The sequence below is a fragment of the Paraburkholderia sp. EB58 genome (genome assembly GCF_050436665.1).
GTDB lineage: Bacteria > Pseudomonadota > Gammaproteobacteria > Burkholderiales > Burkholderiaceae > Paraburkholderia.
Genome location: NZ_JBNDMQ010000006.1, coordinates 156,206 through 169,231, shown reverse-complemented (window position 1 = coordinate 169,231; position 13,026 = coordinate 156,206). Strand labels below are relative to the sequence as shown.

15 protein-coding genes and 1 tRNA gene are annotated in these 13,026 nt (G+C 61.0%); 11 read left to right on the top strand and 5 right to left on the bottom strand.

Annotated features, from left to right (window positions below; genetic code table 11):
• Positions 1–82 precede the first annotated feature (82 nt).
• The 3 genes from P3T40_RS11340 (at position 83) to P3T40_RS11330 (ending at position 2,428) form a co-directional block, all read left to right on the top strand.
• Positions 83–1,741, top strand: a complete 1,659-nt coding sequence (locus P3T40_RS11340) for an MFS transporter (RefSeq protein WP_429267778.1) — start codon at positions 83–85, stop codon at positions 1,739–1,741.
• A 110-nt stretch (positions 1,742–1,851) separates the two neighbouring features.
• Positions 1,852–1,928: transfer RNA gene (locus P3T40_RS11335), tRNA-Met, on the top strand.
• Positions 1,929–2,104: 176 nt separating this feature from the next.
• Entirely contained in the window at positions 2,105–2,428 is a 324-nt protein-coding gene (locus P3T40_RS11330) for a hypothetical protein (RefSeq protein WP_429267777.1), read from the top strand.
• 59 nt (positions 2,429–2,487) lie between these two features.
• Here P3T40_RS11330 and P3T40_RS11325 read toward each other — a convergent pair whose 3' ends face one another.
• The 3 genes from P3T40_RS11325 to P3T40_RS11315 form a co-directional block, all read right to left on the bottom strand.
• The gene (locus tag P3T40_RS11325) at positions 2,488–2,772 is read right to left on the bottom strand and encodes a hypothetical protein (RefSeq protein ID WP_429267776.1); all 285 of its coding nucleotides are present in this window, start codon (positions 2,770–2,772) and stop codon (positions 2,488–2,490) included.
• 57 nt (positions 2,773–2,829) lie between these two features.
• On the bottom strand, positions 2,830–3,138 hold the full coding sequence (locus tag P3T40_RS11320; RefSeq protein WP_429267933.1) for a DUF2917 domain-containing protein: 309 nt from the start codon (positions 3,136–3,138) through the stop codon (positions 2,830–2,832).
• 355 nt (positions 3,139–3,493) lie between these two features.
• Positions 3,494–4,711, bottom strand: coding sequence for a sensor histidine kinase (locus P3T40_RS11315; protein ID WP_429267775.1), 1,218 nt, complete (start codon positions 4,709–4,711; stop codon positions 3,494–3,496).
• Between the two features lie 296 nt (positions 4,712–5,007).
• On the opposite strand from P3T40_RS11315, the gene P3T40_RS11310 reads away from it, so the two are divergent.
• From P3T40_RS11310 to P3T40_RS11295, 4 genes are all read left to right on the top strand, one after another.
• Positions 5,008–5,358 (top strand): response regulator, encoded by a 351-nt coding sequence (locus P3T40_RS11310; RefSeq protein WP_429267774.1) that lies wholly within the window; start codon positions 5,008–5,010, stop codon positions 5,356–5,358.
• 120 nt (positions 5,359–5,478) lie between these two features.
• On the top strand, positions 5,479–5,862 hold the full coding sequence (locus P3T40_RS11305; RefSeq protein ID WP_429267932.1) for a response regulator: 384 nt from the start codon (positions 5,479–5,481) through the stop codon (positions 5,860–5,862).
• 30 nt (positions 5,863–5,892) lie between these two features.
• Positions 5,893–6,261: a response regulator gene (locus tag P3T40_RS11300; RefSeq protein WP_429267773.1), complete on the top strand. Its 369-nt coding sequence runs from the start codon at positions 5,893–5,895 to the stop codon at positions 6,259–6,261.
• Positions 6,262–6,342: 81 nt separating this feature from the next.
• On the top strand, positions 6,343–6,780 hold the full coding sequence (locus P3T40_RS11295) for a response regulator (RefSeq protein WP_429267772.1): 438 nt from the start codon (positions 6,343–6,345) through the stop codon (positions 6,778–6,780).
• A 62-nt stretch (positions 6,781–6,842) separates the two neighbouring features.
• On the opposite strand, the gene P3T40_RS11290 is transcribed toward P3T40_RS11295, so the two are convergent.
• A complete protein-coding gene (locus P3T40_RS11290) occupies positions 6,843–7,286 on the bottom strand; it encodes a MarR family winged helix-turn-helix transcriptional regulator (protein WP_429267771.1) in 444 nt (147 codons plus the stop codon).
• Positions 7,287–7,519: 233 nt separating this feature from the next.
• Between P3T40_RS11290 and P3T40_RS11285 the strand changes: the two genes are divergently transcribed.
• A complete protein-coding gene (locus P3T40_RS11285; protein WP_429267770.1) occupies positions 7,520–9,007 on the top strand; it encodes a DHA2 family efflux MFS transporter permease subunit in 1,488 nt (495 codons plus the stop codon).
• 26 nt (positions 9,008–9,033) lie between these two features.
• Here the strand turns inward: P3T40_RS11285 and P3T40_RS11280 are convergent, their stop codons facing one another.
• Entirely contained in the window at positions 9,034–9,774 is a 741-nt protein-coding gene (locus tag P3T40_RS11280; protein WP_429267769.1) for a FadR/GntR family transcriptional regulator, read from the bottom strand.
• 183 nt (positions 9,775–9,957) lie between these two features.
• Here P3T40_RS11280 and dgoD point away from each other — a divergent pair, with 183 nt between their 5' ends.
• The 3 genes from dgoD to P3T40_RS11265 all read left to right on the top strand — a co-directional run bounded on the left by dgoD (position 9,958) and on the right by P3T40_RS11265 (position 13,021).
• Positions 9,958–11,106, top strand: coding sequence for a galactonate dehydratase (dgoD, locus tag P3T40_RS11275; protein WP_144157645.1), 1,149 nt, complete (start codon positions 9,958–9,960; stop codon positions 11,104–11,106).
• Between the two features lie 147 nt (positions 11,107–11,253).
• A complete protein-coding gene (locus P3T40_RS11270; RefSeq protein ID WP_429267931.1) occupies positions 11,254–12,486 on the top strand; it encodes an MFS transporter in 1,233 nt (410 codons plus the stop codon).
• 232 nt (positions 12,487–12,718) lie between these two features.
• Positions 12,719–13,021 carry a hypothetical protein gene (locus P3T40_RS11265; protein WP_429267930.1) on the top strand — a complete coding sequence of 101 codons (303 nt, stop codon included), beginning with the start codon at positions 12,719–12,721 and terminating at the stop codon, positions 13,019–13,021.
• Positions 13,022–13,026: the final 5 nt, after the last annotated feature.

Genomic DNA, 13,026 nt, shown 5'->3' with positions numbered 1-13,026 from the left:
CCGTAAGTTTCCGCTCCAATAATCCGATTCACGGGCCCGTCTTCCGGACGGGCCGCGTATATATCAATATTGGAGACGACATATGGCAACCGTTGGCGGGCAAATCTCCCACGTGCCGATGACGCACGAAGAGAAGCGGGTGATCTTCGCATCATCGCTAGGCACGGTTTTCGAGTGGTACGACTTCTACCTGGCCGGCTCTCTCGCGATCTACATTAGCAAGAGCTTTTTCTCCGGCGTCAATCCCACCGCAGCCTTCATCTTTACGCTGCTCAGCTTCGCGGCAGGCTTCGCCGTGCGGCCGTTCGGCGCGATTGTGTTCGGGCGGCTCGGCGACATGGTCGGGCGCAAATACACGTTCCTGATCACCATCGTCATCATGGGTGTGTCGACCTTCCTGGTCGGCTTCCTACCCGGATACGCAGCGATCGGCATGGCCTCGCCGGTGATCTTCATCGCGATGCGGCTGCTGCAGGGCCTCGCGCTCGGCGGCGAGTACGGCGGTGCGGCCACCTATGTCGCCGAACACGCACCGGCTGGACGGCGCGGCTTCTACACCGCCTGGATCCAGACGACGGCCACGCTCGGTCTGTTCCTGTCGTTGCTCGTGATTCTTGGCGTGCGCACCTCGATCGGCGAAGATGCGTTCGGCACGTGGGGATGGCGCGTCCCGTTTATCGCGTCGATCATCCTGCTGGCCGTCTCGGTGTGGATCCGCTTGAAACTGCATGAATCGCCGGCATTCGAGCGCATCAAGTCCGAGGGCAAGACCTCCAAGGCGCCGCTGACCGAGGCTTTCGGCCAATGGAAGAACCTGAAGATCGTGATTCTCGCGCTCATCGGGCTGACAGCCGGCCAGGCTGTTGTCTGGTACACGGGGCAGTTCTACACCCTGTTCTTCCTGACGCAGACGCTCAAGGTTGCAGGTTCGAGCGCCAACATCCTGATTGCGCTGGCGCTTCTGATCGGCACGCCGTTCTTCCTGTTCTTCGGCTCGCTGTCGGACCGGATTGGCCGCAAGCCGATCATCATGGCTGGCTTGCTGATCGCGGCGCTGACGTACTTCCCGCTATTCAAGGCTCTCACGCACTTCACCAACCCGGCGCTCGAAGCAGCAACGCAAAGATCGCCGATCGTGGTGATCGCCAACCCGGATGAATGTTCGTTCCAGTTCAATCCGGTCGGTACGTCGAAGTTCACCTCGTCGTGCGACATTGCGAAAAGCGCGCTGTCGAAGGCGGGCTTGAACTACGACAACGTCGCCGCGCCGGCGGGCACCCTCGCGCAGATCAAGGTGGGCGATACGGTGGTCAACACGTTTGACGGCAAGGCGGCGGACGCGAAGGCGCAGGGCAAGGCGTTCGACGAGACGCTCGGCTCGACGCTCAAGACCGCCGGCTACCCGGCCAAGGCGGATCCATCGCAGATCAACTGGCCGATGAGCGTGGTGATCCTGACCATCATGATGATCTACGTGACGATGGTGTACGGGCCGATTGCGGCGATGCTGGTGGAGATGTTCCCGACGCGGATTCGCTATACGTCGATGTCGCTGCCGTATCACATCGGGAATGGCTGGTTCGGCGGGTTCTTGCCGGCTACCGCGTTCGCGATCGTGGCGGCGAAGGGGAATATCTACTCGGGGCTGTGGTATCCGATTGTGATCGCCCTCATCTGCTTCGTGATCGGCGTCCTGTTCGTCAAGGAGACCAAGGATTCGGATATTTACGCGAAGGATTGATGCTTGCCTTTGCCCTTGGGCTCACCCGGGCCCAGACGGGGAGGTGAAAATGTTCGGCGACGGGGGTTGACAGCTCCCGCCGCCATCTTCATAATCTCGCTTCTTCTTTAGGCGAATTAGCTCAGCCGGTTAGAGCGACGGAATCATAATCCGCAGGTCCGGGGTTCGAATCCCTGATTCGCCACCAGTTTCAAGAAAAAGCCGCTGATCCGAAAGGGTCAGCGGCTTTTTTCTTGTGCCCGCGGAGACAGCTGGTGGGCCAACTCATGAGCGAATCAACGGGTCGGCGCCACCCAGACAAAGTGAACCTTTGACTCGCCCCATGTGTCGAGAATAGATACAGATTCCGAGTAAAGCCCACAAATGAAGAAAATCGCCGCCTCTGCCCTTCTCTCCCTCGCCGCCCTGTCCGCCCACGCAGCGCCGGACCTGCAATGGAAAGATGCGTCGACCACATTCGCGACGTTGATCCAAAGCGGATACAGGCTCGTTGCGGTGGATCATGCCCCTTCGACAGGCAGCGCCAGTCAGCTGATGACCGTCTACTATCTGCAAAAGGAGGCGAGCGTGTTCGCGTGCAATGAGGCCCGCCGCGTCCCGGACGCCAAAACGGGTCCGGCAACCGGCGAGTTCACGTGCTCGGAACTGGTTCAGCCGTACGACTCGACTGTACCAGCCCAACAGTAAACTCACCGCCTTGCCGCGGTGAAGAACCCGGAACAACAATCACGCTTGCATAGAGAAACTCACCGAGAACAAACATTCATAGCCTGAACCAGCGCATCCTGCTCTGCCGGGTTCTGAAAGAATGCCTCCAGGCTCACATGCTCCTCGTTCGCGACTTGCTGAAGGCAACGCATATTGTTCGACCTCACGCTCGACGGCGCCTTGGCGACGGCCAATACGAACAACGCGAGTATCAATAGCATGTTGGCGATGCCAACTGCCCATTGCAGCGCCGCTCCCGAAACAAACCCTTTCCACCCAGAGGCATCCCCATTCACTACCTGCTTCTGCATATCCGTATCCATTTCGGACTCCTATACACGAGGTTGTAACCAGTCCACCCAGCAAGCGTCTCTCGATCCCTACCGAGCCACCGGCGACAAAATTTCGAAAGCGCGCTCCAGCCAGCGCAAACGCCATCGATCAAACATCCGTCGTCGCCCGACGTGGTCGCTCGATAAAGTCACTTCCGCAGGACGCTCGCCGTCAGCAGATAACCAGATGCGCTCGCCGCGCGCGACCCGGATCACATCACCCGCCTGCAGCCAGTAGTCGTACGGCGAAAACATGCGCGTCAACCAGACACGCTCACCGTGCGCGCGGATCTCGCAGTCGACAGTCACTCGCCACGACACGGTCTGTCGCGACACGAGGCTTAGGTGAATTACCATCCTCGGCGAATGCTTCTCGCCAACCGAATGGTCATGAGGTAGGAACGAACAACCGGACTTCTGACTAGCGTCGTGCATGGTCATCTCCGTCGATTAAGCCGTCTGACGGAGAAGCCACCAAAAGAAAAAGGCCCCATCCGTTTCCGGCGAGGCCTTGTGACTTGCGCTACTGCAAATTTCTAACGCACACACGCCCCCGATGATTCGTCCCAACGTACGATCATTCGGTGATTAATCGCGATGGCGATAAGGGCAGGCGTTTTCATGTCATGAAGTTTCTATTGCACGCTATGGCTTGTCAATAAAAAAGTCGCGTCCCGTGGCAGAAGATGCGACATGCATCGACGAAACATTCCTACCCCACCGCCCCAAGCTCGAGCGGAAAGCGGATCTCAAACGTCGTCCCACTCCCTTCCCGCGACTCAAACTGGATTTGCCCATGCAGTACCCGGCAAAGCTCCTTGACGATCGCGAGGCCAAGTCCGGTCCCCGGTATATCGTCACCGGCAGCGCGTTCGAACTCATCGAACACCCGGTCGGCATCTGAGGGCGCAATCCCAATGCCCGTATCGGAGACGCGAATAGACCAGTAGCCCTCTCCCGCCCCGCCGATGGCCAGTTCGATTTCGCCGGTGGCCGTGTACTTGGTCGCATTCGACAACAGGTTCAGCGCAACCTGCTTCACCTTGAGACGATTCGAATTCACTGACACGAGGCCGGCGTCAAAAGCCGTTTTCAGACATAGGCCCTTCGCTTCGATGGCCGGTCTGCACGAAGTGACCAGTTCATCGAACAACGCTCTCGGGTCAAACGGCTCCGCTGCCAGCGGATTGTTATCGCCGAGCACGACCGAATACTCCACCATCTGATCGACCAGTTGCTTCATATCCGCCGCCTGGCGATTGGCCAGCGTCAACGCAGTCTCTGCCTTTGCCGGTGCACGCGCGATCAGCGCCAGGGCCACCGAGAACGCATTCAGGAAGTTGCGCAGATCATGCACCACGCTGCGGGTAATCTGCATGCGCGACTCGTGAAGATCGCTGACGAGGCGCTGATTGAGCTTCAATTCGTGATTCGCGCGCTCGAGCTTGCCCGTGTATTCATCGATTTTCCGGTCGCGTTCGCTGACCACCTCGCGTATCGACGTCAAGGTGACGAAGCTCAGCGCTTCCGCAATCAGACGCCGGGCCCGTTTCTCATGACGGCGCGTGAAGCGGCTTTCGTTATCGGCGAACGCCTCGAGGGCATCAGCCAGCGTCTGATGGAACAGATCGAGCTCGCGCACCAGCTCCTCGATCCGGTATCCCTGGCGCCAGCGCACGAGGCCATGCATGCGAGCGTTTCGCTCGATTGCCGGCTCTGCCTTCTCGAGATCCTCCGCGTCGAGCGCCGCGCACAGCCCGTCGAGAATCTCCGGGAGATGATCGGCGAGTTGCTCGTACGTGAGTTTGTCGGCCTCGATCAGGTCTTCGTCACCGAAGACCTGTTTCATCCATTCCTTGGTCAGGCGAACCCGCTCGCTGCGGAGAAAATCAGCGAAGCCGCGCAGGGGCCCTTTGGGTGTGTCGGTCATAACAGCCACTCGGTGAGTAACGTTTCTACAACAGGAGTCGACATCTACCGTATCGAACGCGGCGCGCGCTGTGCCGACGCCACTCGTCCGCTCAGCGTTCGTCCGGCAATCCGGTCCACCGCCGCCCTCGCGCAACCCCTTGCCGCTGGGCCCGGACGGCACCCGCAAGCTTCGCGGCCAATGAAAGCGAAGTCATTATGACCCCAACCACACGCATTGGAACGGCTTTTGCGTACTTCTAACGGCTACAGCGACGCCTCACGAACTGGCCATTGCAAATGCACTCGATTTTGCTTGTGGATGACGACCCGGAAATCCTCGCCGCCTGGCAGACCATTCTGCTCGACGAAGGCTACACGGTATGTTGTGCACGCAACGGTTTCGAAGCGCTCGAGCGTCTTAGGGAAAGCATGCCGGATCTCGTGATCACCGACTGGATGATGCCCTTGATGGGCGGCGCCGAATTATGCCGTCAATTAAAGGCTCATCCGGACCTCGCCCATGTGCCCATCGTCATCCACTCAGCCGCACCGCCCTGTGCCGAAGAGGTGCAGACGTGGAATGCCTGTTTGCGAAAACCCGCGCCAATGAAAATTTTTCTGACTACGATCGAACAACTCTGCAAAGGTGACCGACCGCCAATCTGAATCGCTCTGGAGGCGCCGCCGTGGCATGGGCCTTGCTGCCCGTTTGAGAACCCGTATTGAAAGGCGTTCGAGAAATTGCCCCAAATCCCATCCCTCTGTCAAACCTGGAGCGCTCGCAAGATTCGCGTACTGAATGCACACCCGCGAGTGCTGGTGGTCGACGACAACGCTGAAGCTGCCGAAGCGCTTGCCACCTATCTTTCTTACGAAGGCGTTGAAACTCGCACCGCCATTGGCTGCGGCGAAGCGCTGCGCTGTGTCCGGGACTGGGTTCCGGATGTGGTCGTGCTCGACATCATGATGCCGGAGCGCGACGGCTTTGAAACCGCACAGGCATTGCGCACTTATTTACCCACGACGAACCTTGGAATCGTGGCCTTTACGTCACTCGACGACGACCATGTCCGCGAAACAGGGACTGCGCGGCACAACTTCGACGGTTACTGCCGCAAAGGCACGCCGCCGGTCGCATTGCTCGCGTTGATGCAAAAACTGTGGCGCTAGCCGCACCTACTTGACCCATTAGCCTACGGAATGACGCAAACAAAAAAGATCCTTCTCGTCGACGACCAGGCCGACGCCATCGATGCCCTCGCCATGTTGCTGGAAATGGATGGGCATGCGGTGCGCACCGCGTACAGCGGCGCGGATGCGTTGGCTATAGTTGATAATTTTGTCCCCGACCTGGCCTTGATCGATGTCTCCATGCCCGATATGAGCGGCATGCAACTCGCGCAGCTACTGCGCAGCAACCCGGCTCTCGCGGCCACAAGGCTGGTCGCGCTAACCGGCTTCGCTGGCCAGGCGGACAGACAGGCGGCCACAGAGGCCGGCTTCGACGCGCACGTGACCAAACCGGTTTCAGCGGATCAGTTGGCAACCCTCATCGCGCAGACGAACTGACTGCCGACGGGCTGCGAAGCACTGGCCCGCCTGGCGGCATGGTTGTTGCGGAAAAGCAGGCAGGCACCTGAGGTCGCAACCATGTCTACCATCCTGCTCGTCGATGATGAGGTCGATTCACTCTGGCTATTCAAGCTTGTGCTGGAGGAACGCGGCTACCATGTGATCGTCGCGGAAGACGGCAACACGGCATTGGCGAAAGCGAGCCGATGTCTCCCCGATTTGATCGTCACCGACTGGAACATGCCGGGAACCGATGGGGTGGAGTTGTGCCAGCGCCTGAAATGTTATCCGGCGCTTGCCCAGATTCCCGTGGTGATGTCGTCGGGCCAGACACCGCCCGCGGAGAAATCGGCGCTATGGAATGTGTTTATTAGCAAGCCGGTCGAGCTCGATACGCTCGAGTCGGTAATCGATTCGTTACTGATGAGGCGCCTCGCGGGCCCCCGACCCGAAACGCACGTCCCAGCACCGCCGGCTTCGCGGTGGCTGCCGATCCCGCGGAAACTCTGGGCTTAGCAGGCATCTTCCGTTCACGACAGGAAAGGACCCACTAAGCACCCGCCCCGGCGCGCCCGCTCTCAGCGATCCACAATCCGGCTAAGATTGCCCCGCACCCGCTGCAGCAAGGCGATCAATTGCTTCGCCTCTTCGTCGCTGAAGCCGCTCAAGCCCTCCGCGGCCACCTCGTCGCCGACCTTGCGCGCTTTGCCGAGCGCGCGCTCCGCTTTCGGCGTCATCCGCACCTGCCGTTCGCGGCGGTCCTCAGGATTGTTCCAGCGCTCGATCCAGCCGCCCTCTTCCATGCGGTCCAGCAAACGCCCGGCCGAAATCGGCGCGACTTCGAGCAGGTCAGCCAGACGTGCCTGGTTGACGTCCCCGTAGTGCGCGAGATAAGCCAACGCGCGGCATTGCGCACGAGTCAGATCGACGGTTGACTTGGCGAGATCGTCGAAACGCTTGCCGGTCAGGCGGCCAACGTCCGAAATCAGGAAGCCAAAGCGCTCTTCGAATTGGGTTTTCATCGCGCGATTATACGAAAGCCCTGGGTAAGCGGGCGCCGAACAGCGGCCGCGGACCGGGCGTTGCCGCGGAGCATCACACTCGTACAGTTCCTGGTATTCGCGTGGCGTCGTCGTCTATATACTAAGCATGCTTACTATCTATTCCAATCTGAGTCGCCACCCGCCTCCCACCTCGCCCGCAAATGTCGTCCGACTCAATATCTGGGAGTACCGCTGCTGCGCTGAACCGGCCCATGATCACCGTTTCGATCATGCTCGCCACCTTGATGCAGACGCTCGACAGCACCATCGCCAACGTGGCGCTGCCGCATATGCAGGGCACGTTGTCCGCGTCGCAGGACGAAATCACATGGGTGCTGACCTCGTACATTGTCGCCGCCGCCATCGCCACGCCGCTGACCGGGTGGCTGTCCGACCGGCTGAGCGTGAAACGGCTGCTGGCGTTTTCGATTGCGGGCTTCACGATCGCCTCGGCGCTGTGCGGCCTGTCTGAGACGCTGACCGAGATCGTCGCGTCGCGTTTGCTGCAGGGGATATTTGGGGCGTCGCTGGTGCCGTTGTCGCAGTCCATCCTGCTCGACATCAATCCGCGCGAGAAGCAAGGCCAGGCCATGGCCGTGTGGGGCATGGGCGTGATGGTGGGGCCGATTCTCGGGCCGACGTTGGGCGGCTGGCTCACGGATAGCTATAACTGGCGCTGGGTGTTTTTCATCAACCTGCCGATTGGCGCGTTCGCGCTCTTCGGCGTACTGACGTTTTTGCCGAGCAAGGCCCCGCGTCATGACGTGAAGTTCGACGCCTTCGGTTTTGCAACGCTGGCGCTCGCAATCGGCGCGTTGCAGGCCATGCTCGACCGCGGCGAGCAACTCGACTGGTTCGGCTCGAATGAAATCGTCATCGAGGCGCTGCTGGCGTCCATCAGCTTTGCGTTCTTTCTTGTGCACACGGCGACGGTCGGCAAGATCTCGTTCTTCAAATACGAGTTGCTGAAGGACCCCAATTTCGCCACCGGGACGTTCTTCATTTTCGTGATCGGCGCAGTAATGTACGCGACGCGCGCACTGCTGCCGCCCATGTTGCAGACCCTGATGAACTATCCGGTCGCCACCACCGGGTTGGTCACGGCGCCCAGTGGCGCGGGCACGATGATCGCCATGCTATGCGCCGGCCGCTTGCTCAAACGGATCGACGCACGCCTGCTGTTGCTCGCAGGGTTCCTGATCTCCGCATTCGCGCTGTGGCAGATGATGAACTACACGATCGTGCTGTCTGCTTCGGATATCGTGTGGCCCGGCGTGATTCAGGGTTTCGGACTCGGACTGGTATTCGTGCCGCTCAGCGCGTTGACGTTTTCCACCCTCACGCCGCAGCTTCGCGCCGACGGTACCGCAACGTACAGCCTGATGCGCAATATCGGCAGCAGTATTGGTATTTCGATCGTGCAGACGCTGATGACACGCGGCACCCAGGTCGCGCACGCGGATCTGGCCGCGAACGTCAATATCTTCAATCCGCTTATGCAACCCATGCTGGAGAGCGGGTCGCGCTACGACATCGCTGTGATGAATGCTTCGATCACGCAACAGGCTGCGATGATCGCGTACTTGAACGATTTCAAGCTGATGTTCGTCGCCACTTTGCTGGTAGTGCCACTGCTGCTGTTGATTCGTCCGGCGCACAAAGCGCCGGACGCGTCGGTCGCACACGCGGCGATGGACTAGCGGACGCGCACCGCCGCGCTGCGCATTCAGCCCTCAATCCGCCGCCGCGTCACCCCGAGCAAGCCCGCCATCGCCTGCTGCGCACCTTCCGCGTCGCGTGCGCGAATCGCTTCGAACACCGCCGTATGCTCGGCGAGCGACGCGTTGTAGACCTCCGCGCGCTTCGCGTTCAGGCGCAACTGGGCCTCGAGCGTGCGTTCGATCAGCGTGCCGAGTGGGATCAGCAGTTCGTTGCTGCAGGCCGTCAGTACGCTCAGATGAAAACGCAGATCGGCCCGCACCCACTCGTCGACATTGCGCGCGGCCACCATCGCCGCATGCGCTGCATCGAGCGCAGCGAACGTCTGCGGGGCGTGGGAAGCCGCCGCCAGTCCCGCCGCGTACGGTTCGATCATCTCGCGCATTTCCTGCAGCTTGAGCGCGAAAGCCATCGGTTCGGCCACGCGCGAGTACCAGTCGAGCACGTCCACATCGAGCAGGTTCCACGCCTCGCGCGGCCGCACGCGCGTGCCGACCCGCGGACGCGACTCGATCAGCCCTTTCGATGTCAGGGTGCGCAGCGCCTCCCTAAGCACCGTACGGCTCACGCCGAAGGTCTCCATCAGCTCGGCTTCGCGCGGCAGGATGGTCTCCGGCGCGTAGTCGCCGCGCAGGATGGCTGTGGCCAGCAGATGGGCGACGCGCCCGTGCAGATCGTGCTGAATAAGTGCTCTCCCCGCCGTCTTCCGGCGCTCTTCATTGTCGAAACGACCGCGATTATCCGGCATCCCGGCCGCAACTCCTATTGCGAGCGGCCATTGGGCGCATCGTCAAATAGTACTATTAATAGTATTAAAAGGCGATTTTGTTGTAGCATGTGACTCCTCAGATATCGCGCCGGTGGACGCATCCACACCCACCGGCATCCGCCACTCAAGGATTAGCCTCGCAGGCTCAAGGAGACACGCACCATGAAAATCACCAAGCTCGAAACCTTCATCGTTCCGCCGCGCTGGTGCTTCCTTAAGATCGAAACGGACGAAGGTATCGTCGGCTGGGGCGAGCCGGTCGTCGAAGGCCGCGCGCATACGGTCGCGGCGGCGGTCGAAGAACTGTCGGACTATCTGATCGGCAAGGACCCGCTGCTGATCGAAGACCACTGGCAGGTGATGTACCGCGCCGGCTTCTACCGCGGCGGTCCGATCACGATGAGCGCGATCGCCGGCGTCGATCAGGCGTTGTGGGACATCAAGGGCAAGCATCACGGCGTGCCGATCCATGCGCTGCTCGGCGGCCAGGTGCGCGACAGGATCAAGGTGTACTCCTGGATCGGCGGCGACCGTCCGAGCGACGTCGCCAACAACGCGCGCGCCGTGGTCGAACGCGGCTTCAAGGCGGTGAAGATGAACGGCTCAGAAGAGCTGCAGATCATCGATACGTTCGATAAGGTGCAGGGCGTCATCAACAACGTGGCGGCCGTGCGTGAAGCGGTCGGGCCGAACATCGGCATCGGCGTGGACTTTCATGGCCGTGTGCACAAGCCGATGGCGAAGGTGCTCGCCAAGGAACTCGACCCGTACAAGCTGCTCTTCATCGAAGAGCCGGTGCTGTCGGAGAATGCCGAGGCGCTGCGCGACATCGTCAATCAGACCAACACGCCGATCGCACTCGGCGAGCGACTCTACTCGCGCTGGGACTTCAAGCACATCCTCGCGGGCGGCTACGTCGACATCATCCAGCCGGACGCCTCGCATGCGGGCGGCATTACCGAGTGTCGCAAGATTGCATCAATGGCCGAAGCCTATGATGTGGCGCTGGCATTGCACTGCCCGCTTGGGCCGATCGCTTTGGCAACCTGCCTGCAGATCGACGCGGTCAGCTACAACGCGTTCATCCAGGAACAGAGCCTCGGCATCCACTACAACCAGGGCAACGACCTGCTCGACTACATCAAGAACCCCGAGGTCTTCAAATACGAAGACGGCTTCGTGTCGATTCCGCAAGGTCCGGGGCTCGGCATCGAGGTCAACGAGGAGAAAGTCCGCGAAATGGCCAAGGTCGGCCATCGCTGGCGCAATCCGGTGTGGCGCCATACGGACGGCAGCGTCGCCGAGTGGTAAGCCTGTAAAGAAACGCCGCCTGCGGGCGGCGTTTTTGCGTCTGGCGAGGCCTAAAGGCGCGAAAGCAATCAAAAGAAGGAGTTGTGAGTGGAGACAACCACTGTGGACACGCAGGCAGCAACCGGCAAGCGCCACCGCCTGCTGGTGATGCTGTTCATCACCGTCGTCATCACCTATCTGGACCGCAGCAACCTGTCGATCGCGGCGACCGCCATCGCGCAGGATCTGCAACTCGATCCGGCCCACATGGGGCTGGTGTTCTCGGCCTTCGGCTGGTCGTACGCATTGCTGCAGATTCCCGGCGGCATGCTGGTGGACCGCGCACGGCCCCGGCTGATGATGGCGCTGATCATCGGACTGTGGTCGCTCGCTACCATCCTGCAGGGTTTTGCCAGCGCTTTCGTGCTGCTGCTGTCCTTGCGCGTGCTGCTTGGCGTGCTCGAAGCGCCGGCCTATCCGACGCTCAACCGTATCGTCACCACCTGGTTTCCCGACAGCGAGCGCGCCCGCGCCATTGCGGTCTACACCTCGGGCCAGTACGTCGGCCTCGCATTCCTGACGCCGGCGCTGGTTCTCACCCAGCAACACTTCGGCTGGCACGGCGTGTTTATCCTCACCGGACTGATCGGCGTGGTGTGGGCGCTGGTCTGGTATGCGCTGTATCGCGAACCGTCCGAAGCGGCGGGGATCAACCGGGCTGAACTCGACACGATCCGTCGTGGCGGCGGCCTCGTGGAACTCAGCAGTGCGCGCGTGTCTCACGCACGATACAGTGCCGCCGACTGGCGCGCCGTGCTCGGCAACCGCAAACTCTGGGGCATCTATATCGGCCAGATCGCCGTGACCTCGACGCTGTGGTTCTTCCTGACGTGGTTTCCCACCTACCTCGTCAAATACCGCCACATGGATTTTCTGAAGGCGGGCTTCATGGCCGCCGTGCCGTTCCTCGCGGCCTTCGTCGGCATTCTCGCCTCCGGCTTGATCTCCGACGCGATGATCCGGCGCGGCGTCTCGGCCACGGTCGCACGCAAGGTGCCAATCGTAACGGGGCTGCTGCTGTCCACGGCCATCGTCGGCGCGAACTTTGTGGACAGCCCGTCGCTGGTGATCCTGTTCATGGCGATCGCGTTCTTCGGCAGCGGCTTCTCGTCGATCACCTGGGTGCTTGTTTCATCAATGGCGAAAAAAGAACTGCTCGGACTCACCGGCGGCATGTTCAACCTGATGGGCAACCTGTCGTCGATCTGCGTGCCGATCGTGATCGGCCTGCTCGTCAAGGGTGACGACTTCGCGCCGGCCCTCGTGTTCATGAGCGCGGTCGGCCTGGTGGGCGCCTTGTCGTATCTGTTTGTGGTCGGCCGGATCGAACGGATCCGCTGAGCGGGCAGATCTGTCCGGGGACGTTACGTGCCCTCGAGGCCGCGGCGTCTCAGTTACGTAACATCCCGGACGGAATAGGTCTGAAAACGCCGTCCGGGCACTTTTCACCGCCTCCCTCGCTACCTCTGAAAGCCTTACCGCACAAGGCTTTCCGGTCGCCACCCCGGCGCCCGCCATGCCTCTGGCCCACTGTTTGCTCCAATGCATACGAAAGACGATGCGAGAGGCAATCATGGGCGAATTTCTTCCTGACTATTTGATCCGCGAACAGGCGGCCGTCGGCGCGCTGGTGGTGTTCGGCGTGCTGCGTGTGATCGGTGCGGTAATGGCGTTTCAACGCGGCTGGCGCATTTCGACGGTGGAGAAGTGTTTCCTCGCCGCCGCCGTGATCTATTGCGCACCTCAACTGTTCGATCTGCTGACCCAGCTCTACGGCTCGCACGCTGCCAGCGCCGAACTCGAAGGCAAGGTGAGCGGTTGTGCGATCGCGTTGTTCTGCGCGCCGATCCTCGGTCACAAACTGGGCTTCGAATAGGCCGC

What these genes read in the sequence shown, in the direction of transcription:
- P3T40_RS11340 (WP_429267778.1), top strand. Translation starts at nt 83, where the DNA reads ATGGCAACCGTTGGCGGGCAAATCTCCCACGTGCCGATGACGCACGAA.
- P3T40_RS11330 (WP_429267777.1), top strand. Translation starts at nt 2,105, where the DNA reads ATGAAGAAAATCGCCGCCTCTGCCCTTCTCTCCCTCGCCGCCCTGTCC.
- P3T40_RS11325 (WP_429267776.1), bottom strand. Translation starts at nt 2,772, where the DNA reads ATGGATACGGATATGCAGAAGCAGGTAGTGAATGGGGATGCCTCTGGG.
- P3T40_RS11320 (WP_429267933.1), bottom strand. Translation starts at nt 3,138, where the DNA reads ATGGTAATTCACCTAAGCCTCGTGTCGCGACAGACCGTGTCGTGGCGA.
- P3T40_RS11315 (WP_429267775.1), bottom strand. Translation starts at nt 4,711, where the DNA reads ATGACCGACACACCCAAAGGGCCCCTGCGCGGCTTCGCTGATTTTCTC.
- P3T40_RS11300 (WP_429267773.1), top strand. Translation starts at nt 5,893, where the DNA reads ATGACGCAAACAAAAAAGATCCTTCTCGTCGACGACCAGGCCGACGCC.
- P3T40_RS11295 (WP_429267772.1), top strand. Translation starts at nt 6,343, where the DNA reads ATGTCTACCATCCTGCTCGTCGATGATGAGGTCGATTCACTCTGGCTA.
- P3T40_RS11290 (WP_429267771.1), bottom strand. Translation starts at nt 7,286, where the DNA reads ATGAAAACCCAATTCGAAGAGCGCTTTGGCTTCCTGATTTCGGACGTT.
- P3T40_RS11285 (WP_429267770.1), top strand. Translation starts at nt 7,520, where the DNA reads ATGATCACCGTTTCGATCATGCTCGCCACCTTGATGCAGACGCTCGAC.
- P3T40_RS11280 (WP_429267769.1), bottom strand. Translation starts at nt 9,774, where the DNA reads ATGCCGGATAATCGCGGTCGTTTCGACAATGAAGAGCGCCGGAAGACG.
- dgoD (WP_144157645.1), top strand. Translation starts at nt 9,958, where the DNA reads ATGAAAATCACCAAGCTCGAAACCTTCATCGTTCCGCCGCGCTGGTGC.
- P3T40_RS11270 (WP_429267931.1), top strand. Translation starts at nt 11,254, where the DNA reads ATGCTGTTCATCACCGTCGTCATCACCTATCTGGACCGCAGCAACCTG.
- P3T40_RS11265 (WP_429267930.1), top strand. Translation starts at nt 12,719, where the DNA reads ATGGGCGAATTTCTTCCTGACTATTTGATCCGCGAACAGGCGGCCGTC.